22 protein-coding genes and 1 tRNA gene are annotated in these 23,988 nt (G+C 68.1%); 16 read left to right on the forward strand and 7 right to left on the reverse strand.

The features are described 5' to 3' along the window. Positions 1-51: 51 nt before the first annotated feature. The 4 genes from AC2D8W_RS00395 to AC2D8W_RS00410 are packed head-to-tail and all read right to left on the reverse strand — an operon-like array spanning position 52 to position 2,826. Positions 52-963 (reverse strand): MBL fold metallo-hydrolase, encoded by a 912-nt coding sequence (locus tag AC2D8W_RS00395; protein ID WP_484669867.1) that lies wholly within the window; start codon positions 961-963, stop codon positions 52-54. Then, on the reverse strand, positions 960-1,880 hold the full coding sequence (locus tag AC2D8W_RS00400) for a hypothetical protein (protein ID WP_293479848.1): 921 nt from the start codon (positions 1,878-1,880) through the stop codon (positions 960-962). The genes AC2D8W_RS00395 and AC2D8W_RS00400 overlap by 4 nt, the downstream gene beginning before the upstream one ends. Further along, the gene (locus AC2D8W_RS00405) at positions 1,877-2,365 is read right to left on the reverse strand and encodes a hypothetical protein (protein WP_484669868.1); all 489 of its coding nucleotides are present in this window, start codon (positions 2,363-2,365) and stop codon (positions 1,877-1,879) included. Before AC2D8W_RS00405 ends, AC2D8W_RS00400 begins: the two co-directional genes overlap by 4 nt. Next, positions 2,362-2,826 (reverse strand): YHS domain-containing (seleno)protein, encoded by a 465-nt coding sequence (locus tag AC2D8W_RS00410; RefSeq protein ID WP_484669869.1) that lies wholly within the window; start codon positions 2,824-2,826, stop codon positions 2,362-2,364. Before AC2D8W_RS00410 ends, AC2D8W_RS00405 begins: the two co-directional genes overlap by 4 nt. A gap of 181 nt (positions 2,827-3,007) precedes the next feature. Between AC2D8W_RS00410 and AC2D8W_RS00415 the strand changes: the two genes are divergently transcribed. The 8 genes from AC2D8W_RS00415 to AC2D8W_RS00450 all read left to right on the forward strand — a co-directional run bounded on the left by AC2D8W_RS00415 (position 3,008) and on the right by AC2D8W_RS00450 (position 12,079). After that, entirely contained in the window at positions 3,008-3,667 is a 660-nt protein-coding gene (locus tag AC2D8W_RS00415; RefSeq protein ID WP_484669870.1) for a hypothetical protein, read from the forward strand. Next, on the forward strand, positions 3,664-4,341 hold the full coding sequence (locus AC2D8W_RS00420) for a DUF4331 family protein (RefSeq protein ID WP_484669871.1): 678 nt from the start codon (positions 3,664-3,666) through the stop codon (positions 4,339-4,341). Before AC2D8W_RS00415 ends, AC2D8W_RS00420 begins: the two co-directional genes overlap by 4 nt. A gap of 3 nt (positions 4,342-4,344) precedes the next feature. Then, positions 4,345-5,667: a tetratricopeptide repeat protein gene (locus AC2D8W_RS00425; protein ID WP_484669872.1), complete on the forward strand. Its 1,323-nt coding sequence runs from the start codon at positions 4,345-4,347 to the stop codon at positions 5,665-5,667. 215 nt (positions 5,668-5,882) lie between these two features. Then, the gene (locus AC2D8W_RS00430; protein WP_484669873.1) at positions 5,883-7,115 is read left to right on the forward strand and encodes a tyrosine-type recombinase/integrase; all 1,233 of its coding nucleotides are present in this window, start codon (positions 5,883-5,885) and stop codon (positions 7,113-7,115) included. Positions 7,116-7,351: 236 nt separating this feature from the next. Then, on the forward strand, positions 7,352-7,543 hold the full coding sequence (locus tag AC2D8W_RS00435; RefSeq protein WP_484669874.1) for a helix-turn-helix domain-containing protein: 192 nt from the start codon (positions 7,352-7,354) through the stop codon (positions 7,541-7,543). Positions 7,544-8,983: 1,440 nt separating this feature from the next. Next, the gene (locus tag AC2D8W_RS00440) at positions 8,984-9,241 is read left to right on the forward strand and encodes an HGGxSTG domain-containing protein (protein WP_484670535.1); all 258 of its coding nucleotides are present in this window, start codon (positions 8,984-8,986) and stop codon (positions 9,239-9,241) included. Positions 9,242-9,435: 194 nt separating this feature from the next. Beyond that, the gene (locus AC2D8W_RS00445) at positions 9,436-10,413 is read left to right on the forward strand and encodes a sensor histidine kinase (RefSeq protein WP_484669875.1); all 978 of its coding nucleotides are present in this window, start codon (positions 9,436-9,438) and stop codon (positions 10,411-10,413) included. Between the two features lie 1,297 nt (positions 10,414-11,710). Continuing rightward, a complete protein-coding gene (locus AC2D8W_RS00450) occupies positions 11,711-12,079 on the forward strand; it encodes a hypothetical protein (protein ID WP_484669876.1) in 369 nt (122 codons plus the stop codon). 114 nt (positions 12,080-12,193) lie between these two features. Here AC2D8W_RS00450 and AC2D8W_RS00455 read toward each other — a convergent pair whose 3' ends face one another. Then, entirely contained in the window at positions 12,194-14,155 is a 1,962-nt protein-coding gene (locus AC2D8W_RS00455) for a hypothetical protein (RefSeq protein ID WP_484669877.1), read from the reverse strand. 1,237 nt (positions 14,156-15,392) lie between these two features. On the opposite strand from AC2D8W_RS00455, the gene AC2D8W_RS00460 reads away from it, so the two are divergent. Together AC2D8W_RS00460 and AC2D8W_RS00465 are read left to right on the forward strand one after the other, a co-directional pair. After that, entirely contained in the window at positions 15,393-15,749 is a 357-nt protein-coding gene (locus tag AC2D8W_RS00460) for a hypothetical protein (protein WP_484670536.1), read from the forward strand. A gap of 117 nt (positions 15,750-15,866) precedes the next feature. Next, positions 15,867-17,498 (forward strand): DNA cytosine methyltransferase, encoded by a 1,632-nt coding sequence (locus tag AC2D8W_RS00465; RefSeq protein WP_484669878.1) that lies wholly within the window; start codon positions 15,867-15,869, stop codon positions 17,496-17,498. Positions 17,499-17,501: 3 nt separating this feature from the next. Here the strand turns inward: AC2D8W_RS00465 and AC2D8W_RS00470 are convergent, their stop codons facing one another. Then, a complete protein-coding gene (locus AC2D8W_RS00470) occupies positions 17,502-18,245 on the reverse strand; it encodes a BglII/BstYI family type II restriction endonuclease (RefSeq protein WP_484669879.1) in 744 nt (247 codons plus the stop codon). 119 nt (positions 18,246-18,364) lie between these two features. Between AC2D8W_RS00470 and AC2D8W_RS00475 the strand changes: the two genes are divergently transcribed. Then, positions 18,365-19,153 carry a BglII/BstYI family type II restriction endonuclease gene (locus tag AC2D8W_RS00475; RefSeq protein WP_484669880.1) on the forward strand — a complete coding sequence of 263 codons (789 nt, stop codon included), beginning with the start codon at positions 18,365-18,367 and terminating at the stop codon, positions 19,151-19,153. Positions 19,154-19,436: 283 nt separating this feature from the next. Here AC2D8W_RS00475 and AC2D8W_RS00480 read toward each other — a convergent pair. Next, positions 19,437-19,526 (reverse strand) — tRNA-Ser (locus tag AC2D8W_RS00480). Positions 19,527-19,636: 110 nt separating this feature from the next. Between AC2D8W_RS00480 and AC2D8W_RS00485 the strand changes: the two genes are divergently transcribed. From AC2D8W_RS00485 to AC2D8W_RS00505, 5 genes are all read left to right on the forward strand, one after another. Next, the gene (locus AC2D8W_RS00485) at positions 19,637-20,662 is read left to right on the forward strand and encodes a septal ring lytic transglycosylase RlpA family protein (RefSeq protein ID WP_484669881.1); all 1,026 of its coding nucleotides are present in this window, start codon (positions 19,637-19,639) and stop codon (positions 20,660-20,662) included. 77 nt (positions 20,663-20,739) lie between these two features. After that, positions 20,740-21,375 (forward strand): dTMP kinase, encoded by a 636-nt coding sequence (gene tmk, locus AC2D8W_RS00490; RefSeq protein ID WP_484669882.1) that lies wholly within the window; start codon positions 20,740-20,742, stop codon positions 21,373-21,375. Continuing rightward, the gene (locus AC2D8W_RS00495) at positions 21,368-22,369 is read left to right on the forward strand and encodes a DNA polymerase III subunit delta' (RefSeq protein WP_484669883.1); all 1,002 of its coding nucleotides are present in this window, start codon (positions 21,368-21,370) and stop codon (positions 22,367-22,369) included. Before tmk ends, AC2D8W_RS00495 begins: the two co-directional genes overlap by 8 nt. Positions 22,370-22,389: 20 nt before the next feature. Further along, on the forward strand, positions 22,390-23,166 hold the full coding sequence (locus AC2D8W_RS00500; RefSeq protein WP_484669884.1) for a TatD family hydrolase: 777 nt from the start codon (positions 22,390-22,392) through the stop codon (positions 23,164-23,166). Continuing rightward, positions 23,163-23,975 (forward strand): MBL fold metallo-hydrolase, encoded by an 813-nt coding sequence (locus tag AC2D8W_RS00505; protein ID WP_484669885.1) that lies wholly within the window; start codon positions 23,163-23,165, stop codon positions 23,973-23,975. The genes AC2D8W_RS00500 and AC2D8W_RS00505 overlap by 4 nt, the downstream gene beginning before the upstream one ends. Positions 23,976-23,988: the final 13 nt, after the last annotated feature.

Consider the following 23,988-nt stretch of genomic DNA (forward strand, 5'->3'; position numbering starts at 1 on the left):
GAAGGATCGGGGTCGGCGTGGTCCGGCGGAAATGCCGAAAGCGCATGGACCTCAGGCCGCGTGGCGCATGAAGCTCGGGCGCCAAAGCGCGGCCATGTCCGGCGGCCCGGCGGCGTCGACGAGCCCGCGCCGGAACAGATCCAGCAGATGCGCCAGGACCGAATGGCAGGCCGCGGGATGCAGACGCCGGTCGTGGTCGGCGTAGAGCCGTTCGACGAGCTGGCGGACAGTGGCTGCGCCATGCGCCTCCAGGGCGAGCAGCACCTGGGTCTCGCGCTGGCGGCGATGGGCGATGTAGGCGTCCAGGAAGGGGCCTGTCGCCTCGACCGGCGGGCCGTGCGCGGGCAGCAGCCGCGCGTACCGCCGGGCACGGATCCGCTCCAGGCTTCGCATGTAGAGACCCATGTCCCCGTCAGGCGGGCTCACGACGCTGGTCGACCAGCCCATCACGCAGTCGCCGGGGAAGAGCGCGTTCTCCTCCAGCAGGGCGTAGGCGTAGTGGTTCGAGGTGTGCCCCGGTGTCGCCACCGCCTCGATCGACCAGCCGGGACCGCGGAAGACCTGGCCGTCGGCGAGGGCCTCGTCCGGCCGGAACGCGAGGTCGTCCCCGGCCTCGAGGCGCTCGGCGCCGCGCGACGGGCGACAGGGCGCGCCGCCGGCGTAGATGACCGCGCCGGTGGCCTCCGCCAGCGGGCGCGCGGCCGGCGAATGGTCGAGGTGACTGTGGGTGACGAAGATGTGGGTGATCGTCTCGCCCCGGGTCGCCGCCAGGATGGCGGCCACCTGGGCCGGATCGTCGGGCCCGGGGTCGATGACCGCCACCTCGCCCCGCCCAACGATGTGAGCGCCCGTGCCGGTATAGGTGAACGGGCCGGGGTTCTCGGCCACCACCCGACGGATCAGCGGGCTCATCTGGTCGGCGCGGCCGTACTCCAACGACATCTCGCGAACGAAGGGGATCATGGCGCAGGCTCCGTGATGAGGCGTCGGAGCGCCCGGCCCAGGCGGGCCACGGCGGCGATCTTGTCGGGGAAGGGCAGGGCGATGGGCGGCCCCATGTCGGTCTTGTTGACGTCGACCACATAGAGCCGGCCCGACGGGCCATCGCGCAGGACGTCCAGGCCGCCCCAGTCGAGGCGCATCGCCTGGGCGAAGGCCGACAGCTGGGCGATCTCCAGCGGCGAGAACACGTCCCGCGGCCGCGCCAGGCTGACGCTGGCGTTGTGGTTGGCGAAGCGGTCCGCGACCGGGCGTCGCTTGATGAACACCACCTCGGGCCGCCCGCCGACGAACGGCGTGCGGAGGTCCACCGCCAGGCCGTCCTGCACGTTGTCGATCAGGCGCTGATAGGTGCGTCCGGGCCGGGGCCGGCACGGCAGTTCCACCAGGCGACCGTCATGCGCGCCGTTCAGCTCGCCTTTCTCGACCGCCGGGCCGACGCCGGCCTCCGGGTCGAGCGCCAGGGGATAGCCGAAGACGTCCTCGAACACCTGGGCGACGCGGCTCTTGCTCACGTCGGCGCAGCCGAAGTTGAAGGCGCGCGAATGCCAGCGGGGCGGTGCGCGACCCACCGTGGAGTCGTCGAAGTAGAAGCTGGCCGCGGCCTCCTCCGGCGAGCGGGCGATGCCGATGCCCTCCCAGGCCGCCGCCGCCCAGATCAGGTACCAGGGGCGCGGCCGGTCGGGCGCGAACCAGATCTTCGGCGCCGGGCCCTTTAGGGCGTTGGCCGCCGCCTTGGCCCGCACCGCGAGGTAGAGGCCCAGCCACGTGGCCGCCTCCGAGGCCAGGGCGCGGTCGAGCGGGATCATGGCCCCGGTCTTCTTCACCCGGACGACCCCGCCGCTGAGGGTGAAGTCGGATGTCCAGAGGACGTCGCTCATGGCCGGGTCGGCGCGAACACCGCTCCCACGCGCTGGAGGAAGACGCCGAACTCGCGCCGCCGGAAGATCCCGAGGAGCAGCACCGCAGCGCCCAGGTTGATGCACGCGGCGACGAACAGCCCGCCGCCGTCGCGGTTGGGATCGACCCCCAGCGGCGTGAACAGGTGGAAGCTGACGGCGCCGGCCATCACGAGGAGGCCCGCGAGCGCGCCCGCCGCCTGGAGATGGCGGAACCGGGGCAGGAGCCCGGCCACGAGCAGCGTGGAGGCGAGCAACTCGATCGAGCCGATGACGTATTGGCTGAACAGTCCGGTCTGGGCGAACAGGCCCGGCAGTCCGAGGTCCGTCGTCCAGCCGTTGAGACGTCCGAAGATCACCTGGGTCTTGGGGTGGTCGGTGAACTTGAAGCGCAGGCTGTCCAGGAACACGGCGGCCATGAAGAGCGCGAGGCCGTGCGGGATCAGCCCGATGAGGCGGCGGCTCATCGCAGCACCTCCGGCCAGTTGCGGTCAGCCTTGGCGATGTTGCCGGGGATGTCCTTCGCCCAGCGCTGCTGCACCTTCTGGTCGTAGTTCAGGTAGAGCTTGCCGCCGACGACCTTCCAGGCGAGCGGATCGCTCTTGGCGGTGTAGCCGCCGGCCACGGCCCAGGCGCAGTAGCCGCCGTACTGCGGGACATAGGCGGCCGGGTTGGCCCTGAAGCGGGCCAGGTTGGCGGCGCTGGCGAACCGGTATTCGGCGCCCTTGAACGTGGCGACGAGCTTCGGATCCCCCTTCCGCGGGGCGCCTTCGAAGTAGCTCAGCGGGTCATAGCCGCCGATCGCCACCTTGCTGAAGGCGGGCAGGTAGACCTCCGGGGCCGCGGCCGCCAGGGTCGGCGCGCCCGCGCCGGCCAGCGCGATCAGCGCCGCAGCGGCGAGGGCCGTCAGGTTTGGTGTTTTGGGCAAGTGGACGTTCCTCCCAGAGCCCCGCCGCTGCGGCGGTCGACCGTCCATCGGTCGGCTCCTGGGTATCCGCGCCTCGCGCCCGGCGCTCATGCCGAAAGGTTATCGTCGTCCCTGCGCCAGACTCATCTGTCGTTGTTCGCCGAACGTAAATCCTTCAGGATCGCGCCCAGGGGGTTGGCTCATGAGCGGGTTGCATCGCGCGGCGGGGATCGTCGGCCTCATGGGCGCGGCTGTCCTTGCCTTATCGACTTCGGAGCGGCGCGCGGTCGCCGCGGATCACCTCGATCCGCCGACGCGGACGGATCCGGCCTTCGACACCACGGCGGACAGGGCGGCGGACATCGCCGACGTCTACGTGTGGCACACGGCCGACAATCTGGTGATCGCGCTGACCTTCGCGGGACCGGCGCCCCGGGAGCAACGTCCCACCTACGACCGCGACGTGCTCTATACGATCAACATCTCCAACGCAGGCTTCCCGACCGATCCGGAGATCTCGATCCGCTTCCGGTTCGGCCAGGACAGCTCCGGCAACTCCGGCATCGAGATCTCGGGTCTTCCCGACGGCGGGCCGCCCCTGGTCGGCCCCGTGGAGACGACGCTGTCGCGCAACGGCATCCTGGCGCGGGCCGGGCTCTACGACGACCCGTTCTTCTTCGACCTGCAAGGCTTCCGCGAGACGCGTTCGACGGGGAACCTCCAGTTCGTCGCCTCGCGCAGCTTCTTCAGCGGGACCAACGACACCTCGCTGGTGCTGCAGATCCCCCGCAGCCGGGTCGAGACCGGGAACGAGCTCAACATCTGGGCCACCAGCGCCCGCTTCGGGGGGCAACTGCAATGATGCGTCGCCCGGCGGCCCGCCGCACCGCGATCCTCGCCCTTCCGCTGGTGCTCGCCGCGTGCAGCGGCGGAAGCGGCGCCGATATCGTCGATCGGCCGTCCACCGCGCCCCCGGGCGCACCCCTGAACGTGCAGAACTGTCTCGACCAGCCGATCGGGCCGGGCCGCCCCAGCGTCGCCAACATCGTCGTGCCCGACACGATCAAGGTCGACTTCAGCCGGCCGGCGGGCTTTCCGAACGGCCGGCGCCTGACGGACTCCGTGATCGACATCACCCTGGCGTGGATCTTCGTCGACCTGGCCAAGCACGATTCCGGCGTGCTCGCCCGGCTTCCCCTCGGCCCGCAGGCGAACGACGTGCCGTTCCGCGCCGACTTCCCCTACCTGGCGCCGCCGCACGGAGGGGCTCCGACTCCGGCCGGAGGGTCGAACTTCATCTTCCGGACCGATCCGGTCTCGGCCTATGTGCAGGTGGACCGCATGGGCATGCCGGCCATCGCGACCGCGCTGATCGGAAGCAGCGCCAAGGTCCCCTACAACGACGACAATCCCGGGATCGACGGGACGCGGAAGTACGTGAACGAGATCACGGCGACCCTCGGCGTGCTCGCCAATGCGCTGCAGGACGACTTCCAGAGGGCCGGCCTGTCCATCTGCGCGCGGCCGGGGCCTTAAGCCATGACGGCGAGCGCCGCCTCGCCGCGCTGGCTCTGGCTGGCAGTCCCGGTGTTGTCGGTGGCGAGCGTGCTCGCGGTCCAGCGCCTGACTGCCCCCGCGCACGACCTCTCGCCGCGACCGCCGCCCGCCGTCCGGCAGACCGTCCCATCGGCCCCCGCGAGCTTCGGCGCAGCCCTCGGGCGCGCCGACGCCGACCTCGCCGCCGCCGAGGCCCGGGCGGCCGAGCGGCCGGGGGAGTGGATCTTCCTGGAGACGCTCGCCCGGCGGCGCGTCACCCGCGCACAGCTCACCGGCTCGTACGATGACTACGCGGCCGCGCAGGCCGCGCTGGACCGCGCCTTCACCCTCGCGCCCACGGGGGCCGGACCGCACCTCACCCAGGCGGCCCTGCACTTCAGCCTGCACCGGCTGGATCGCGCCGAGGCGGCGCTCGATGCGATCGGGCGTTACGCCGCGCCGCCGGGCGCCGTCGAGCGCGCGGAGGCGCTGCTGCTGCGCGGCGACATCGCCCTCTACCGCGGCGACCTGAAGGGCGCGGCTTCGTTCTACCGACAGGCCGAAGCCGTGGAGCCGGGCCCGGGGACGGCGTTCCGATGGGCGGTCTATTTCATGAAGACCGGACGGCCGGCCGAGGCCGAGCGCTTCTTCGACGCCGCCCTGCACGCCAACCCGGCGCCCACGCCGCAGTTCCGGGCCGGGATCGAGCTGCAGAAGGGCGTGCTGGACCTCGAGCGCGGCCAGTGGGACCGGGCGCTGGCCGCCTTCCGGCGCGCCGAAGAGATCTTCCCCGGGCACTATGTCATCGAGGAGCACATCGCCGAAACCCTGGCGCTCAAGGGCGAGACGGCCGCCGCCGAGCGGCTCTACGCCGACATCGTGCGCCGGACGGGACATCCCGAGTTCATGGACGCGCTCGGCGAACTGGCCCTGAAGCGCGGCGACCGGCAGGCGGCCCTGGGGTGGCGGGCGCGCGCGGGCGCCGAGTGGGCGCGGCGGCTGAGGCTCCTGCCCGAGGCCGCCTACGGCCACGCCCTGGACCATTACCTCGCCGCCGGCGACCCGATCCGCGCCCTGGAGATCGCCGAACGCAACCACGCGGCGCGCCCGAACGGCGACTCCAAGGCTCAGCTGGCCGAGGCCCTGCTCGCGGCGGGCCGCGCCACGGACGCCCGCCACGTCGTGGAGCCCGTCCTGCGAAGCGGCTGGGAGACCGCCACGGTCCACGCCGTGGCCTCGCGGGTCTACGCGGCCGCAGGCGAGCCCCGCCTGGCCGCCCGCGAGCGCACGCGCGCGCTCGCCATAAACCCCCACGCCTTCGACTGAGCGCGCGCCCGGAGGGGGCTCGTGAAGGCCGTGTCCAACCGCTGGCGGACGGGGTGTCCCCCGCAGCTATATCCCGCATCGTCCCATGACGTCCGGGAAACCATAATAGAGTCAGATGATTGTTAGCTTAATTGCTTAGCTTCGTCCCACGTCGTCCCGTAGAATCCCGTTCTGCGAGTGGGGCCTGAAGTGGGGCCTCCAAAGGGGCCAAGAGCATGGCGCGGACGCTACACCGCCTGAAGGCGAAGCAGGTCGACATTCTTGGAGCGGGACGGCACGCCGACGGCGGCGGGCTCTACCTGGATAAGGACGAACAGGGCAGGTCGCGCTGGCTGTTCATGTGGTCCCGATGCGGGAAGCGGCGAGAGATGGGCCTGGGTGCAGCGGGGCGAGCAGGGGTGTCTCTTGCAGAGGCTCGAGAACGGGCTAGTGCCGCACGGGAAGCGGTCCGGGAAGGGCGTGATCCCATCGAGGAGCGCCGCGCCGCCAAGGCACCGCCGGCTCGCGTTTGGACGTTTGGCGAGGTCGCAGACCAGTTTGTGACCGCGCTGTCGCCTCAGTGGCGCAATGAAAAGCATCGCGCTCAGTGGTCCATGACACTGAAGGTCTACGCGGCACCGTTAAGGGCACTTCCGGTAGACCAAGTTAGAACCGACGACGTACTAGAGGTCCTGAAGCCGGTCTGGGAGGCCAAGCCGGAAACCGCATCCCGGTTGCGAGGACGCATTGAGCGCGTCCTCGATGCCGCCAAGGCGCGGGGACTTCGCAACGGTGAGAACCCGGCGCGTTGGCGGGGGCACCTGGATCACCTGCTACCCCGTCGGCAGAAGCTGACCCGGGGCCACCATGCAGCTTTGCCGTATGCTGAGGTCCCGGGCTTCGTGACCCAACTGCAGGAGCGCCAGGCCGTTGCAGCTCTGGCACTAGAGTTCCTGATCCTTACGGCTTCGCGTTCTGGGGAGGTGCTCGGCGCCACTTGGTCCGAGATCGATCTGCAAGCGAAAATCTGGGTGGTCCCCGCCTGCCGTATGAAGGCGGGTCGCAATCACCGGGTGCCGTTATCTGGACGAGCTGTCGCGATCCTCGAACAAGTTCGCCTTCTGTCCTCGCACCCAGAACCCAGCACCGCGTATATCTTTCCAGGGCAAGGGCGGGCCTCCCTCTCATCTATGGCGCTCGCTATGTTACTTCGCCGCATGGACCTCGAAGTCACAGTGCACGGCTTCCGGAGCTCGTTTCGTGATTGGGCCGGCGAGGTGTCGAGTTTCCCTCGCGAGGTAGCTGAGGCGGCGCTTGCGCACACCCTAGGGGACTCGACGGAGCGCGCCTATCGCCGTGGAGACGCTTTGGAGAAGCGCCGGCGGCTCATGGACGCGTGGGCAGGCTACGTCGGGCGCGCACCTGGCACAGTGCTGCGCTTTGGGTCCGGCAAACGCAGCGCCGCGTAGGCCAAGCACGTTCCCCCAAGCCGGCGGAGCGCCAACACGCCAGGTCCTGCGGTGCCGGTGAAGGAGTGGGCGCACGCGGCGCAACTTCCGTGACTATAACAGAGGAAGTACCTGTGGACCGTCCGGGCATTGCTAGAACAAAACAGCAACGCGCTATTGCGTGCCGAGAATTCGTGCGTAGGATTTGGGGTCATCCAAGCGGACGAGATGCCGTCTGCGATTCGAGGGACCAAGGGATGACAACACAGAATCTATTGCCGCTGGCGTTCACGGTGGCTGGCGCAGTTTCGTACTCGGGGCTGAGCCGATCGAAACTGTATGAACTCATGAAAGATGGCTCGCTCGCGAGCGTACAGGTCGGCGGCCGCCGCATGATCCTTCGTGAGACGCTGGACGCGTTTTACCTGAAGCTATCGGGTGCTGCTTAAGATGGGCACCTCTCGGCGAAGGCATGGCCTAAGCAAGAGCCTTGGTCCGCCCGAAGGCCAGCCTTGGGTATGGCTGACTAGAACGATGATGTGCTCAATCACGTATCGAGCGCTCGGAATCCACGCGCGGCGAATTCTCGATTTCCTCCTCGCGGAGCACGCCAGCCACGCCGGACGCGAGAATGGCAACCTTGCAGCGCCTTACAGTCAGCTAGAGTCTTGGGGGGTGACTGCGGCCGATGTGCGCAAAGGCTTCGAGGAATTGTTCGTCACCGGCTTTGTAAGGTTGATCCATCGAGGTCTGCGACAGGCGGGCGGGGGCGAGCCGTCACGGTATGCGCTCACCTGGCTTCCAACGTTTGTAGGGAGCGCCAGGGAGGCTCCGCCTACCCATGATTGGGAGGGAGTCATTCGCCGTCTTCCCGGGAAGGGGGTGGGGACCGTGCGCGCCGCGAAAGCGTGGCTACGGCGCGAGACGGCACCAAACCGGCGCCCTCCGCCACGTGCCTCAAAGTCGAACACAACCCCTCACCTGCAAGTGGTGTCGCCTCTCAATCGACAGCCGAGGTTTGCTCAATGAGCACGTTCCTCGCCTCTCACCTGCAAGTAGGCACCGCCCCTCGCTTGCGAGGTACATTGTATATCTTGGGGAGATGCGGCTGGAATACCTGCAGCCATTTGGTCGGCCGCGCTCGCGTAGCGCGCCCCTCAAGGCGCCGTAGCGAGCGAGCGTGGTCGTTGCTCGGCGTGTTGCCTAGCCCGCGGCGCCGATGACCAAGAAGATTGCCAGCCCGAGCCCGGCCCCCCCAGCCAAGAGCACCGTCCGCGAGCCGACGCCGGCCGAAATCTCGGCCATGGCAGCCGCGAGCGAGAAGCAGACCAAGCGGCTCGCTCGACCGACCGTCACCTACACGGTCGATGGCAGTACCACCGCCAAGATCAGTAACCCGCACAGTGACTGGAGAGGCTGGATCGAGCAGACGCGGGAGGCCTTCGGGACGGCCTCGGAGCCGTTCATGCACCTTGCTTTCGCTCAGGCGCTCAACGCGGTCGCCAGCAAGCAGCGGCGGCCTACCGAAGACGAGGCGAACGCGACCCTGGCGCTCATGGCGGCCATCGAGCCGCGGGACGAACTGGAGGCGGCCATCGGCGTGCAGATCATCGCGGCGCACGCGGCGAGCCTCGACTTCATGCAGCGGGCTCGCCTGAACGCAGGAGAGTACGTCGCGAGCGCGGCGACCTACGCCAACATGGCGACGAAGGCCTCGCGCACCATGGCCGCGCACATCGAGAGCCTGGCGAAGCTCCGCAGCGGAGGGAAACAGACCCATGAGGTCCGGTACGTCTACGTCAACGGCCCAGCCGCCTTCGGTCCCGGAGCCAAGGCCGCAGCCGCCTACGGGGGAGGGGGTGGCGACCTTCGAAACCCCGGCCAATCCCATGCGCCGCAATTGCGATACGAGCCGGGCGAACGCTGCCCCCCGATGTGGGGCGCGGACCCGCCAGGGAACGCCGTGCAAGGGGCCGAAGGTGAAGGGGCGCAAGCGGTGCCGAATGCACGGGGCGCGGGCGGGAGCACCGAGGGGGAAGGCTAATGGGGCCTATCGTACGGGCCTGCATACGCTGGAGATGGCGGAGGCGCGGGCGCTGATCCGGGAGCTTCGGAAGGCTGCCCACGAACTGTACGGCAACGTCTAGCTCAGGGTGACCTGCCTTCCGCCCAGCGCAGCCGCGTCGCCAACAACTCTGACATTCTCGGTCGAACCTGTTCGGGTGAGCCTGCTCTCAAGCGCGCTCCAGGCTCGCGTCATCTTGCGTCGCGGAAGAGGAGGGCGCTCAGTTACCTTGCTCATCACTAGATCGATGGGACACGGCGCAAAGATTCCGATTGGATGGCGGGAGCGAGTGTGTTCAGGCGAGAGTTCGCGCGTCGAGCCATAACTCGTCCTGAGGGGGCGAGGCTTGCCGACGTCGGCTGGGCTGCCACAGCTCTCATTGCGCCAACCCTTCTCAAGTTTGGCCTGGACGCCGCGCTAACTGAAGTTCCCCCGTTCCTGACCTACTTCCCGGCCCTTACGGTGGCCGCGGTCCTACTCGGCCCGCGATGGGGCGCGGCCATCCTGCTGGGCTCAGCGGCTTTGGCGAACTATCTGTTCTTTGGCCCGGGGCCAGGCTGGGCGACATCGTACAACGATATCGTCATGCTGCTGCTGTTCCTGCTGGGGGGATCGCTCATCGTGCTCTTGGCTGCAGAGATGCGGCGCATATCGGTGGACTTGGCGCGGTCGGCGGAGCGTGAGCATGCGCTGAACGCCGAACTCCGGCACCGGGTTAACAACAACCTCGCGGTCGTCCAGTCGCTCGCCGCCCAGACCGCCCGCTCGGCACCCGATACCAGGTCGTTCTATGAGGCTTTCCGCGGAAGGCTGCTCGCGCTGCGTGATGCGCACAGCCTGCTTGCGCGAGCTGACTGGGAGCACTGCGCTCTGCCGGAACTCGCCCTATCTGCCCTGGAGCCCTTCTTGGCGTCTGGGGCGCTAAGCATCACCGGTCCGAAATGTGAGCTTCCACGGGCCTCCTGCGTGCCGCTGGTGCTGGCGCTTCATGAACTCGCGACCAATGCGTCCAAGTACGGCGCCCTCAGCGTGCCCAAGGGACGCCTCGATCTCTCTTGGTCCATCGCAGGTCAGCAACTCACCATGGTGTGGAAAGAAATTGGCGGCCCTCCCGTAGCGCGGCCATCGCGGCGCGGGCTCGGCTCCCGACTACTTTCTCGGCAGAGCGGGCTGGACGACGTGACCCTGGTCTTCGATCCTGCCGGTGTGACCTGCACCATTCGCGTGCTGCTGGAGAAGGCGCGAACGCACTGACACTCCAAACACACTCGGAACAAACTGCAGCTCTCGGGGCTTTGCGAGGCGACCAACCAGGAGCTTCGCTGTGCCTCGCAACATCATCTACATCGTTGGCCTCGTCGTAATCGTTCTTGCCGTTTTGTGGTTCTTCGGCCTGCGGTAGGACTGCCCGAATAGCCCCGGGCGCTGATCCGGCAGCTTCGGGAGTCAGCGCGCGACTTGCGCGGCGGCTGGGGCTGAGGGCGCCGTACACCTCTCGGCGCCGGCAGCCGCGTTGCCGTGAAAACTACCCAAAATGGGGTTTGGGGAGCTCGTGAACTTGCCCACCTGCTCCACGTTTCGCAGATGACCCCCAACATCGAGCCCTTCCAAGAAGCTCGTTAAGGCCTCCCGTTGGTGAGACTCTTCCTTGCTACGGTACGAAGTGGAGTTCCTCTTTGCGTCTGGCGAGGCCGCTAGGCGTCATAGCCTCAAGGCGCGCGACGACGGCGACGCTCGAACGAAGGCGGCGCTAAAGTTCGCCACCCTTGAGCCTGATAGGCGCGTGACGAGTTACACGCTCCGAGATCCTAATGGGCGCGTGGTCTTCGTTTATCGCAGCTCAGAACCAAAGTTCTGACGCTAGAAGCAGTCGCCTAGTTGCCATTTCCGCCTTCCGGCACGCCTGCCCCTCGCATCAGGTCTCCGACACTCCTGCCTTGAAGGGTGCACGACGCTACGACGCGGTCATAGCTCTGCCGAATAGGCCGACACTTGATGTGGCGGCCTTGAGCGATCCCCGCCAGGGTCCCTTTAGCCTGCCTACCGCCGGACTCATGAAGCTCAGGCGCGTAGAAGTCCGAAAGGCGCACCTCAACCCACTCTGACGGCGACGATCCTAATCCGACGCAGAGCGAGTCTCCGTCGCCAACGTAGGTGACCGGTCCCTCGAAAGGACCGCGGAGAAGTGCCGGCGGAGCCGGGCCCTGGTCTGGTATGGCCTTGCAGGGGTCAGCGGCCGCGGCTGTTGCCATGCAGACCACCGCGGCAGTCGCACTAAGCAGGCAGCCTTGTCTCTTGATTGGCAGCAACAGTTCCATGTTTGTTCCGACGCATGGGGCGCGGCTCAGAGGATCGATCACCACTCGCCTGGCAGGGTACCCTAGCGCAGATGCGCAGCCACGGGACCCGGTTGGCGCAGGCGTGCGTGGAGCCTCACTGTCGGTCATGGGTACTGTTGAGCGTGGACGCGCTGGAGCGTGAGTTTGGCTCCGACTTGTTGCTCTGGGGTCGGCGGCCTCCTTGCCGACATTGCGGGGGGCCGACCCATTACATGGCGTCGCCAGGCCCCTCGACCCCGTTCCGGCCGTTGCTGTCCGGGGCGGTTGCTGAGGCCTTGCGTCGGGCCTTCCTCAAGTCCTTCGGTTTCACCCGCAGGGACATCCGGCGCATTCAGGCGATGGCCGAGACGGTGGAGCCAGGTTTTGCGCCGGCAGCGCTCGATGATCTGGACGTGCCGTTCCGGGTCGGGGCGATATGGCCCGGCCAGGAAAGCCGCTCCAGCGGGAAGTACCTGGGCGAATGGAATGGTCGCACGCTGCTGTTCTGGGAGATGAACGGACCAGAGACGGACCAGTGGCGTCGGAAACGGGCGAGGGGCCCGAAGCCCGTTCCGTCTATCCGGACGGTGCGACACGCCTAGCTGGCGAGCCGTGGCTTTCGGGACAGCCCCCGTACCTGCGCCCCTCGTCCGCTGCTAACCGTCAGCGGTGTTGCACGTTGCGGTTTGGTCTCCTGAGCCGGGCTCAGCCGCGGCTCAATCCTCCTCCCACGCTTGGTTGATAATCTTCGCGGCCAGCGCAATCTTCTCGTCCGGCAGGAACCGCACGTAATGATTGGCTACCGACTGTGCCGTGTCCTGGATGGCGTAGCCCGCCACTTCGTATGAGCCAGTCTTCTTCAGCACATGGGTCGCCAGGACGTCCCGGACCGCGTGCGGGCCATGCGGGAGCAGGCCCGCGATCGCGCCACGTCCGGTGTATGGGTTGTAGATCCCGTAACGTCGGATGACGTCGCTCCACGCGTGAAAGAAGCCGGTGGAGGTGTAAGCGAGCCCGCTTCCTCCCCGCCGACCTGTCTTTACAAATAACGTCCCGGGATCCGGCCCGCCGCCTAGCAAGACAGCGCGGTGACGAGCGATCCAAGCTTCGATGTGAGTGTAGAGCTCGCCCACGTCAGGCAACGCGATCTGGACGGCTCGTCCTTTGAAGAAGCCGGAATCGGCGTTCTTGAACGCCGCTGCGGGGCAAAGGACTTCCCACGTCTCGGTCGACGCATTGAAGCGGAGTTCACCCCTGCGCAGGTCGGTGAGTTGGCGCTCAGTTCTGGGGTCTCCGCCGCGCGGACAGAAGAGGAGTTCCCGAAGATTGCGTTGCCGAAAGCCGAGGTGGAGGCCGAGGCGGATCATTAGGAATGCGCGGACAGCCTGTGCGTAGGATCGCGAATGATACTGTAGCGACGGCAACTGGCGCAGGATCTCGTCTGCGACCTTACGGTACTCCCCGACCGGGCTTGGCGTGTTGAGCACGACCATGATGGGTTCGAATGGATCGCGGTGCACCCGCGTAACCTGCCGCAGTTCCTGTTGCCGCTGGGCGGCATACTTGCGAAGCGCCGCGCACCCATCCTGCCAGTTCGCCTTGAGCCGCGCGATGTCCGCGGCGTCGACGAGTCCGGGGATCGGCAGGAGGCGGTCTGCGAGGGAGGGCGTCTGCGTGATCCAGCCGACGTCCGCCGCACACATCGCTGCGGCCTCTCGCAACATGTCGCGCTCGCTGGCCGTCAAGAAGCCACGCCTTTGCTCGCGCCAGCGCAGGTGCCAATCATGCACTCGCGGGAAGAGGAGCAACGCGAGGCCGACGGCCTCCACCGGTGCACCAAAGCCACGCGCGGGACTATCTGGGGCGGCTACAAGAGCTCCGAAGATCAGCCCCAGGTGCTGAATTCTGATGTCGACGCTGGCCGGGCTCCAGACGCCATAGCGACGGTACCCCTCCGGGGGCACGGCAGCCGTCTTGAACTTGACGAGAGCCGCAACCTCGCTCGTCAGCTCAGGCGGCGCCTCGATAGTCGCCGAGGCGCCGTCCCAGTTCCCGGAGCCATTAGACTTCGCAACTGTTCCGAAGCCAGGGAAACGCACGGCGAAACGATGCCGGGCGGCTTGGCGCACGTAGTCCCCATACGCCGTGCTGCCGGCCACGATGGTGCGGCGGACCCAGGACATGATCTCCTGCTGCTCGTCGAGGGGGCGTTGCATGAAGTCTGGCGGCAGGTGCCAGGAAAGGCGCTGCACCTCGCTGGCCGAGATGTCAGGTCTCAGGGCGCCGCCATCACCCTTCGGCCGGAGCAGTTCGGTGAAGTAGCCTTGGGGCAGCTTCCAGTACCCCTCAAGAAACTGGACCGCTGCCAAGCTGGTCGGCTGCCTCGGCAAGCTAAAGCCGGAGCGCCAGTGCACGAGAGTGCTGCCGTTTAGGGTCAGGCCTTTGTCCGCAAGCGTTTGCGCCAGAGCCTTTGAGGTCAGCGCACGCCGAGTCATCTGCAGCGTCAACGCCCGGGCGAACGTGGTCGGATGGAACCAGCTGTCATCCCCAACGCACCGGATCGCGAGCGTGCTCCGACGTTTCCTGAGCGAACGCGCCTGCCGCCGGTAACGTAGGAGCGGTCCGATCTCCAAGCTGAGCGCGTCGAAGCCTGGTGTGAGCGCGTTCTCGATGCTCAACAGGGCGGTACGGTCGATACCGGCAGCGCGCGCGATTGCGGCCCAATCCCAGCGTCGAGCTTGCACAGGGGCATGGGCGCGGCGGGCGAGAAGACCCTCCATATAGCTGGCGATACGCTGGAGGTCTGACCACGGTAGTGGCTGAACTGACGCTTCTTTGCAGGATAAGGATATTCTCGCTGCCAGGTTCTCCACCGAGGTGGCGGCCGTTTCAGGGTGTTGCGACATCGCGGTCTCGCCAGAGCCGGTCCAGCACCGGACGGAATCAGAACCTTCGGGCCACGGCGACCTGTTCCGATGCGCCGGAGAAATTGTGAGGCAGTAGGACTGCTCGAGACGGTGGCAGAGCAGCTGAAGCCGGCAAGAGAACCCAAGGTGCTCCCCTCGACTCCCTGCTGCGGTGGTGCGTAGCCTTCGTAAGGCATAGGACGATGAGGGGGCTAATGAGACTAGCTGTCCTAGGTTTCGCATTCGCGGCAGCGGTGTCGTTTGTGACGACGCCGCAGGCTTCGGCGCAACAGCCCGCCATTTGCAATTGCCAAGGGTACGCAGGTCCTGGCGGGCCATGCTACCGCGGACCCGGCGGCCCCGCCTACGATGGGCCTGGAGGGCCTGCTTACCGAGGCCCCGGTGGCGCGTGCTATGCAGGCCCGGGAGGCCCCGCTTATCGAGGGCCCGGGGGTCCCGCTTACGATGGGCCCGGTGGGCCAAGCTATCGCGGTCCCGGTGGCCCCGCATACAACGGACCCGGAGGGCCCGCATACGACGGGCCAGGCGGGCCCTGTTACCGGGGACCTGGAGGCGCGTGCTACAACGGTCCTGGCGGCTCGGGTCGAGGCTGCCCCGCCGTCTGCAGTCGGTGAGGACGTCCTTCCCGCGAGTGTGCGGCCGGTTCGCCTATGCGGTTGCCACGTGGTCCTGCTGTAGACCCTGAAGCAGTTGAACCAAGAGCTTCCGGCTCTTCGGGATCCTATCGTCACGCATGCTCTGAGAAGCTCAATGATCGGGCATTCTCACGTGAGGTTCCGTGACGTGCGCCATCGAACCAGTCAACTGGACAGCCATATGTAGCAATGCCCCACGGCGGAGCAGCTCTCCGGCAACTGCGTTTGAAATAGCTAGCGAATTACCGAAGTCGGGTGTCCGGCCCCACTTCAGGCCCCACTTGTCTCGGCGGCTAGGGGTAGGCATCGATGCGCCGATGGATCGGATCAGCCCTGAACGCCGCAGTGCCTTGATGTCGCGCATCCGGCGCTCCGACACGCGTCCGGAAAGGATCGTGCGTAGCTTGCTCCATCGCCTCGGGTATCGGTTCCGCCTGCAGTGGAAGCAGGCACCCGGTCGGCCAGACATCGCGTTTCCGGGGCGTCTCAAAAGCCATTTTCGTGCACGGCTGCTTCTGGCATCAGCACCCCGGTTGTGGCTTGGCTCGCGTCCCCGCAACACGCAGCGATTTCTGGCAGGCGAAGTTCGATCGCAACCGGGCCCGGGATGCCCGCGATCTTGCTCGGGCGGCCGACGAAGGGTGGGCGACCCTTGTCAATTGGGAGTGCGAGACCGCCGACGACGAGGCGCTCGCAAAGCGGCTCCGTGAGTTCGTTGGTCCTGTCTCCAGATCAGCATGTGGACAGGACGATGTTGGATCTTGCCCCCGTGCCAATAAGCCGTAGAATCCAAATCCGGCCCAACGGCCGACTCAGTGGAGAGCCAGGTGAGGGCTATCGATCTCTATGCAGGCATCGGAGGGTGGAGCCTTGGGCTGCGCCTCGCCGGTATCGAGGTGGTCGCCTCGTATGAGTGGTGGCAGCCTGCGATCGACACCCACAATGGAAACCACGGGGGTGCCCTTAAGCCGGTGGACATCCGCCAGCTTTCCCTGGCGGACCTGCCCTCCGACATCGACCTGGTGGTGGGCAGCCCGCCCTGCACCGAGTTCTCCTACTCAAACCGCGGCGGGAGCGGCGACATCGTCGAGGGGCTCAAGGATCTTGTGAAGTTCCTCGAGGTCGTCGACCATCTGAAGCCGCGATACTGGGCGCTGGAGAACGTGCCGCGGGTAGCCAAGGTGATGGCGCGCGGCTTCGCCGATCCGAAGCACGCGCTTTATCGCTTCCGGCATCTCGATCCCCGCATTGAGGTCGTGGACTTCTCCGACTACGGGGCGCCGCAGTCTCGCCGCCGCTGCATCGCCGGCAACATCCCCTTCGACCTTATCCAGGCCTACAAGGGGCGCCTGCCGCGCCGGACCCTGGGGGATGTGGTGGGCGGTCTGGCGCAGCGCGACGTCGTGGTCGATCCCGTCTGGCGCGTGGAGCTGCCGGCGCACAGTCTCACCGAGATCGAGACCGAGGCACCACTCAACGCCGAGGAGCTGCGGATGAACAGCGAATCCAAGCTGTTCCATCCGGTCTACAACAACATGGCGTTCCCCGATCGGCTGGACCAGCCGGCGCGGACTGTGACGGCAACCTGCACGCGGGTGTCCCGCGAGAGCATCGTAATCGCCGACCCGAAGGCGAAGGGCCATTTCCGGCGACTGACGATCCGCGAGCGGGCCTGTCTCCAGGGCTTCCCGATCACCTACCAGTTCTACGCGCGCTCCTTCGCCGAGAAGGCCAAGATGGTGGGCAACGCGATACCGCCCACCTTCACGCACTTGGTGGCACTTGCCGCCCAAGGCATCTCTGCGGAGCAGGTGAAGGGCTTTGCTGTCGCGGGTCGCCAGTTGCGGCTCCCGGAAAAGTCGGCACCGGTGACCCTACCCGATAGCGAGGGACGTAGCTATCCCGAGCGGCGGGCGTTCCGCGCGGCGCTACCCGGCCTCCGCTTCAAGAGTGGTATGCGGTTCGACTTCTCAAACGAGGTGAGTGCGGATGGGACGGAGTGGCGCGTACGGTTCTTCTTCGGCCCATCGAAAGACATCCGCGAGGTAGAGCTCGACGGCACCACCTTGTCGGAGCTGCGGCGCGAGTTCGCGGGGTCGGATTTCGCCGAGTTCCGGGCCCGCCTCGTGAAGGCCGAGCAGGAGCTTGCCCGGACGTCGCCACAGGCGCTCCAGGACCGTTGGACCCATCGCGCAAACGGCCTTGGTCCCTATGACGTCGTAGATCTGTTGGGATCCCTGGCCGCCGATCTTGTCGACATCCTCAGAAAGCAGGTGGAGGCCGACACCGCGCCCGTGCGCGCCTTCGTTCGCCAACGAGCGGAGACCGCGCCTGGCAGGGGCCCGACACCGGGCCTGGGCAAGGTCGAGAAGTACGCGGTTGAGGTCCTCGCGGGGCTGATCGTCGGCGACTGGTTCAACGGCCTGGGCTGGCACGCGTCGCAACGGGCCGCCGCCTAAGTCTCATTCCTCCTCGTCGGGTACGTCGACCTCGCCCACGGGCAGTCTGCCGTGACGGCTGCGCTCGGTGATCCGGTAAGGGTTCCGGCCCTCCAAAACCGCGTCGACGAGCCGATAGCGGTTAAGCTCCGTGTGTGACTTGGGGCTTCCGATCACCCTGCGCCCCTTATCCTTCAGCTCTGCAAGCGGAATCCGGACTTTGCGTAGATCGATGATGCGCGACGTTTCGTCGGGTTCGACCCCGATCACTAGAATAGGGAGGGTGATTGAGAGCTCCGCCGACGGCAGTTCCCGCAGGACGCGCTCGTAGTAGGCCACGTTCGAATCGATCCTCTTGGCGAGCGCCGCGGTGGGCACAATGCAGAGGCCCATGTCGATTAGGGACTGGGAGTAGGCGGTCTGGAACTTGAAGATGTCGGAGTACCAGCGGCTCATGTTGCCGAACTGGACTTCGGCCTGGATGGTCAGGTCTCCGAAGGATTTCCGAAAATCCGCCGCCAGCTTGGAGTCGGCGATCCCCGTTGCCAATGGGTGGTAGGTCCACCCGCGGTCCACAGCGAGGGCGCGATCATAGTAGGTGTTTTGGATTTTCTGGACGACGTCGAGTTTCTTGTTCTTGCTCTTACCGGCATAGACAAAGAGGGGCATCGCTCGGACCGCCGATACGATCTCGTCTAGCGCCACGCGGTACTTCGGGTGCTCCAGTATTTCGCGCGCGTACCGGTAGCTGTACATCTCGAGCTTCATGCACACCGCCTTCCCCCCGCCAACCATCGGGCGATTCCGTGCACAGGCCGACTCGCGAGACCCTATGGGGCGAAGAGGGCCGCTGGGTGTTCGAAGGACTGATCGAGAGAGGCTTCCAGGTGGAGTTCCGCTCGCACGCGCGGGCGATCCTCGGGATCGACTTCCCCGGCGCGGCCGAGGAACTCGAGCAGGCTCTGCTTGCGACGACTATCCCTATCGAGGAGATCATCGCCGGGGGCGGTGGAGAGGCCAAGGGAACCCAGAGGCTCCGCCGCGCCCTCCATGCTCTGGGCTGGCGCAAGATGGAGTTCGTGGTCGAGACCCGCATCAACGGCGTAGCCCGCGAGAGCCAGTCGCATGAAGTGGACCACGTCCGGGAGCTCGACGGCGGCGAGCGCATCGCCTTGGAGATCGAGTGGAACAACAAGGATCCGTTCTACGACCGCGACCTGGAGAACTTCCAGCGGCTGCACGCCAACGGGGCTATCTCGATCGGCATGATCGTCACTCGCGGACGCTCACTGCACGAGAACATGCGCCGGCTGGTTCGTCGCTTCCTGGACGAGCGTGGGATCGATGATCTCGAGGGCATGCGCCAGTGGGGTTATGACCCCACGTCCCGCCAGCGCACGGCCATGCATCAGCGGATGACGCGGGCGAAGGACCCAGTCGGGTTCCGCGACGCCTTCGTCGACAAGTTCGTCTCGGACAAGTTCGGCGAGGCCACCACTCATTGGCGCAAGCTTGACGACCGCCTGCGTCGCGGGGTGGGCAATCCCTGTCCCCTGGTGCTGATAGGCCTGCCGGACAGCATCGTGACCTTCAATGAGGGGAAGGCGGCGCTGGCCGAGGTCGAGGCAGCGGAGGCCGCTGCTGAAGCTGGCGCGGACTCCGGCGCGCCCGTGTAGCGGCACCGTGCGCCTGCGGGTCTCTCTAAGGGCGGTCCCGAATTCCCACGGGACCTATCCACGCACTGCCGGTCGGCCGGGAGGTGTTCTCCCTGCGGCGCCGGGGTGGGGCGTTCGAAAGTCCGCTATCGGCACCTCCTAAGTTCCGCTCCTGACGCGCATTGCGGACGGTTAGCACCGCCGCCTAGAGAAACTATTCGTTCCCCTAGCTTGGCCCGAAATGGGGCCGGCAGTGGGGCCCACCCGACGCCTGATCCAAAACACGTGAATTTACAAAGGGCTCTGGCGGACGGGGTGGGATTCGAACCCACGGTGGGCGTGAACCCACGGCGGTTTTCAAGACCGCTGCCTTAAACCACTCGGCCACCCGTCCGGCGCGGGCGCTATAGCAGGGAAGGGCGCGGGGGCTCCACCGCTACGGACGGTTAACCACGCCGCAAGGTTCGGCCGCGAGGATTCCGACCGAGTCGGAGACCTGCACCCATGTCGGCGTCCAATCCTTCGCGCACCGCGCGGCTCGCGATCCTGTTGGTGGCGGGGGCCTCGCTGGCCGCCTGCGCCACGCTGGAGCCGCGGTATCCGAGCCGGCAGGCGAACCTGCCGCCGGGCGCCGGCGGCGGCGAGCGGAAGATCGGCAAGCCGTACCAGGTGGGCGGGGTCTGGTACGTGCCGCGCGAGCAGCCGGACTACGACCAGGTGGGCGTCGCGTCCTGGTACGGCGACGCGTTCCACCTGAAGGCCACGGCGAACGGCGAGGTCTTCGACATGAACGCCGTATCGGCGGCGCACACGACCCTGCCGCTGCCGTCGATGGTGGAGGTCACCAACCTGGACAACGGCCGGCGCCTCGTGGTGCGGGTCAACGATCGCGGACCCTTTGTCGACAATCGCATCATCGACCTCAGCCGCGAGGCCGCTCGGCAGCTGGGCATGGACCGCGTGGGGCTGGCCAAGGTGCGGGTGCGCTATGTCGGCCCTGCGCCGCTGCTGGGCCCCGCCGACGGCTACCGCGTCGCCGACGGCGGCGCTCTGCCCACCCGCATGCCCTCGGCCGCCGCGACGCCGGCGCGCTACGCGGCGCGGGCGGGGACGGACCCGGCCCTGGAGTTCGCCGGCGCCGCGCCGAGAACCCCCGCGCCCTACGCCGCCGCCCCGGTCTCGCAGGCGCCCATCACCAGCCAGGGCCTGGCGCCGGTGACGGGGAGCGAGATCCTTTCCACGCCGATCCCGCCGCCGCCGGGCGCGGCTCCGCTGCGCGCGGCCATGGCGACCGCGTCGAACCTGCGTGTGCAGGCGGGCGCGTTCTCGAGCCAGGCCAACGCCGAGCTGGCCGCCAGCCGGCTGTCCGCGGCGGGCGCGGCGGCGGTCGAGCCGATCCAGACGACCGACGGGATGACGCTGTACCGGGTGATCCTGCCCGCGCCCGCGGACGAGGCCGGGGCCTATGCGCTGCGCGACCGCGTGGCCGAGTTCGGCTTCGCGGACGCGCGGGTCGTGCGCACCTTCTGACACCGCCCGCGCGCGCCGGGCCTCAGCGTCGCGGAGCTTCTGGACAAAGCGCCCGAACCGGCCAATTTGGCCGGCAGATGGCGCGCGGTCGGTTCATCACCTTCGAGGGCGGCGAGGGCGCCGGCAAGTCCACCCAGGTCGTCCGCCTGGCGGCGCGGCTGGGCCGGACCGGGCGCGAGGTCCTGACGACGCGCGAGCCGGGCGGCTCGCCGGGCGCGGAGAGCATCCGCGACCTGGTGCTTCGGGGCGACGCCGACCGCTGGAGTCCCCTGACCGAGACGCTGCTCATGTACGCGGCGCGGCGCGATCACGTGGAGCGGGTGATCCAGCCGGCCCTGGAGCGGGGCGCCTGGGTGATCTGCGACCGGTTCGCCGACTCCACGCGCGCCTATCAGGGCGCGGCCGGCGGCGTGGACCCGGCGCTCATCGAAGCCCTGGAGAAGCACGTCATCGCCGACGTGACGCCGGACCTGACGCTCGTGTTCGACCTGCCGGTGGAGGTCGGACTGCAGCGGGCGCAGGCGCGCGCCGGGGCGGAGATGCGCTTCGAGTCCAAGGGCGCGGCCTTCCACGAGCGCCTGCGGGCGGCCTTCCTGGAGATCGCCGCCCGCGAGCCCGGCCGGTGCGTGATCATCGACGCAGCGGCCAGCATGGACGCGGTCGAGGCGGCGGTCGGGGCGGCCGTCCGCGAGCGGCTATCGACAGATGGCTGAGCTGGACGTTCCGCATCCGCGCGAGGTGTTCACGCTGCAGGGCCAGGAGGCCGCCGAGGCCGCGTTCGAGGACGCGCGCAGCCGGGGGCGACTGCATCACGCCTGGCTGCTGACCGGGCCCATGGGGGTCGGCAAGGCGACCTTCGCCTACCGCGCGGCGCGCCGGCTGCTGGGCGCGGCCCCCGATCCGGACCATGGCCTGCTGGCCTCGGACCCCGAGCACCCGGTCTGCCGCCAGGTGGCGGCGCGCAGCCACCCGGACCTGATGGTGCTGGAGCGGGAGGGCCCCGACGGCAAGGCCCGGCGGCTGATCCCGGTGGACGACGCCCGCAAGCTGGCCGAGTTCTTCTCGAAGTCGCCGGCGGCGGCCCCGCACCGGGTGGCGATCATCGACGCCGCCGACGACCTGAACGTCAACGCCGCCAACGCCATCCTGAAGACCCTGGAAGAGCCGCCGCCGCGCGGCGTACTGCTGATGGTCTCGCATGCGCCCGGACGCCTCCTGCCCACGATCCGTTCGCGTTGCCGCCGGCTCGCCTTCCGCCCGCTCGAGCTTGAGGAGTCCGCGGCGTTCGTCCGCGCCCACGCCCAGGTGAACGTCGAGGAGTCGCTGCGCCTGTCGCGGATGGCCGAGGGCGCCCCCGGCCGGGCGCTGCAGCTGGCGGCCGCCGAGGCGCTGGCGATGGACGACGCGGCGCGCGAACTGCTGGCGGACCTGCCGAACGTCGACGAGACGCGGGCGCTGTCGCTGGCCGAGGGGTTCCGCGGCGGGGAGGGGCCGGCGCGGTTCGCCCTGCTGTTCGACCGTCTCTCGGACCGCGTGCACGCCCTGGCGAAGGACCGCGCCGCTCAGGGGATCGGCGACCTTGATCGCTGGGCCGCGGCGTGGGAGACGCTCCAGCGCCTGCCGCGCGAGGTGGACGGGTTGAACCTGGATCGCGCCGACGCGCTGTTCGCCGCGCTGGCCGAGCTGCGCCAGGCCGCCCGGACCTAGGGAGACGGCCCGAACCGCCGATGCTGATAGACAGCCACGTCAACCTGCACGCCCCGCAGTTCGATGAGGACCGCGACGCGGTGATCGCCCGGGCGCGCGCCGCCGGCGTGCATCTGATGGTCAACATCTCGGACCGGGTGTCGAACTTCGCCGCGGTGCGCGCGCTCGCCGACCATCCCGACATCTGGTGCACGGTGGGCACGCACCCGCACGAGGCGAAGGAGGACCCCGGCCTTTCCGCCGCCACGCTGGTGCGGATGGCGGCCGATCCGCGCGTGGTCGGCATCGGGGAGTGCGGCCTGGACTTCCACTACGACCTCAGTCCTCGCGAGATCCAGGCCAGGGTTTTCCGCGTCCACGTGGAGGCCGCGCGCGAGACCGGCCTGCCGCTGGTCGTCCACACCCGCGAGGCCGACGCGGTCATGGGCGAGATCCTGGAAACGGAGTACGCGCGCGGGCCGTTCCGCCTGCTGATGCACTGCTACACCTCGGGCGCGGAGCTCGCGCGCCGTTGCGCGGCCCTCGGCGCCTGGTTCTCGGTGTCCGGGATCGCCACGTTCAAGGCCGCCGAGGATGTGCGCGCGGTGATCCGCGACATGCCGGAGGACCGGATCATCGTGGAGACGGATTGCCCCTATCTGGCCCCGGTCCCGCACCGCGGCCGCCGCAACGAGCCGGCCTATGTGGGCCATGTGCTGGCGAAGCTGGCCGAGGTGCGCGGCTGGAGCCTGGAGGCGACCGAGCAGCGGACGACCGACGCCTTCTTCGACCTTTTCGACCGGATCCCGCGCCCATGACCGGCCGCCTAGAGATCACCATCCTGGGCTGCGGCTCCTCGGGCGGCGTTCCGCGGGCGGACGGCGACTGGGGAATCTGCGACCCGGCCGAGCCGAAGAACTTCCGCACCCGCTGCTCGCTGCTGGTCAAGCGGGTGGGGGAGGGGCGCGAAACGACGGCGCTGGTCGACGCCTCGCCGGAACTGCGGATCCAGACCGCCCGGGCCGGCATGACGCGCTGCGACGCGGTGCTCCTGACCCACGACCACGCCGACCAGGTCCACGGGCTGGACGACGTGCGCGCCTTCTTCCTGCGCCAGCAGGCGCGGATCCCCTGCTGGATGGATGCGGCCACCGACCGGACTATGATGCGGCGGTTCGGCTACATCTTCGAGGGGGAGGGCGGCTATCCCGCCATCTGCGAGCGGCGGCTGATCCCGGACCACGGCGCGCCCTGGCAGGTGGACGGCCCGTCGGGCGCGATCCCGGTGCGCACCTTCGACCAGGATCACGGCGGCGTCCGTTCGGTCGGCTACCGGTTCGGCGACGTGGCGTATTCGAGCGACGTGGTCGACCTGGACGACGCCGCCTTCGCCGCGCTGGAGGGGCTGGACGTGTGGATCGTGGACGCGCTCCGCCGCCGTCCTCACCCGACCCACGCCCACCTGGATCGCGCCCTGGAGTGGATCGCACGGGCGCGGCCGCGGCGCGCGATCCTGACGAACATGCACATCGACATGGACTACGCCCAGCTGGTCGCAGAGCTGCCGCCGGGCGTCGAGCCGGCCTACGACGGTCTCAGCTTCATCCATGACCTGGCGGCGTCGTGAGCGCGCGGCGGCT

This window comes from Phenylobacterium sp. T106 (assembly GCF_057219735.1).

What these genes read in the sequence shown, in the direction of transcription:
- AC2D8W_RS00450 (WP_484669876.1), top strand. Translation starts at nt 11,711, where the DNA reads ATGGCGTCGCCAGGCCCCTCGACCCCGTTCCGGCCGTTGCTGTCCGGG.
- AC2D8W_RS00495 (WP_484669883.1), top strand. Translation starts at nt 21,368, where the DNA reads ATGGCTGAGCTGGACGTTCCGCATCCGCGCGAGGTGTTCACGCTGCAG.
- AC2D8W_RS00405 (WP_484669868.1), bottom strand. Translation starts at nt 2,365, where the DNA reads ATGAGCCGCCGCCTCATCGGGCTGATCCCGCACGGCCTCGCGCTCTTC.
- AC2D8W_RS00425 (WP_484669872.1), top strand. Translation starts at nt 4,345, where the DNA reads ATGACGGCGAGCGCCGCCTCGCCGCGCTGGCTCTGGCTGGCAGTCCCG.
- AC2D8W_RS00395 (WP_484669867.1), bottom strand. Translation starts at nt 963, where the DNA reads ATGATCCCCTTCGTTCGCGAGATGTCGTTGGAGTACGGCCGCGCCGAC.
- AC2D8W_RS00500 (WP_484669884.1), top strand. Translation starts at nt 22,390, where the DNA reads ATGCTGATAGACAGCCACGTCAACCTGCACGCCCCGCAGTTCGATGAG.
- AC2D8W_RS00470 (WP_484669879.1), bottom strand. Translation starts at nt 18,245, where the DNA reads ATGAAGCTCGAGATGTACAGCTACCGGTACGCGCGCGAAATACTGGAG.
- AC2D8W_RS00435 (WP_484669874.1), top strand. Translation starts at nt 7,352, where the DNA reads ATGACAACACAGAATCTATTGCCGCTGGCGTTCACGGTGGCTGGCGCA.
- AC2D8W_RS00400 (WP_293479848.1), bottom strand. Translation starts at nt 1,880, where the DNA reads ATGAGCGACGTCCTCTGGACATCCGACTTCACCCTCAGCGGCGGGGTC.
- AC2D8W_RS00430 (WP_484669873.1), top strand. Translation starts at nt 5,883, where the DNA reads ATGGCGCGGACGCTACACCGCCTGAAGGCGAAGCAGGTCGACATTCTT.
- AC2D8W_RS00485 (WP_484669881.1), top strand. Translation starts at nt 19,637, where the DNA reads ATGTCGGCGTCCAATCCTTCGCGCACCGCGCGGCTCGCGATCCTGTTG.
- AC2D8W_RS00440 (WP_484670535.1), top strand. Translation starts at nt 8,984, where the DNA reads ATGCGCCGCAATTGCGATACGAGCCGGGCGAACGCTGCCCCCCGATGT.
- AC2D8W_RS00460 (WP_484670536.1), top strand. Translation starts at nt 15,393, where the DNA reads ATGTCGCGCATCCGGCGCTCCGACACGCGTCCGGAAAGGATCGTGCGT.
- AC2D8W_RS00420 (WP_484669871.1), top strand. Translation starts at nt 3,664, where the DNA reads ATGATGCGTCGCCCGGCGGCCCGCCGCACCGCGATCCTCGCCCTTCCG.
- AC2D8W_RS00445 (WP_484669875.1), top strand. Translation starts at nt 9,436, where the DNA reads ATGGCGGGAGCGAGTGTGTTCAGGCGAGAGTTCGCGCGTCGAGCCATA.
- AC2D8W_RS00505 (WP_484669885.1), top strand. Translation starts at nt 23,163, where the DNA reads ATGACCGGCCGCCTAGAGATCACCATCCTGGGCTGCGGCTCCTCGGGC.
- AC2D8W_RS00415 (WP_484669870.1), top strand. Translation starts at nt 3,008, where the DNA reads ATGAGCGGGTTGCATCGCGCGGCGGGGATCGTCGGCCTCATGGGCGCG.
- tmk (WP_484669882.1), top strand. Translation starts at nt 20,740, where the DNA reads ATGGCGCGCGGTCGGTTCATCACCTTCGAGGGCGGCGAGGGCGCCGGC.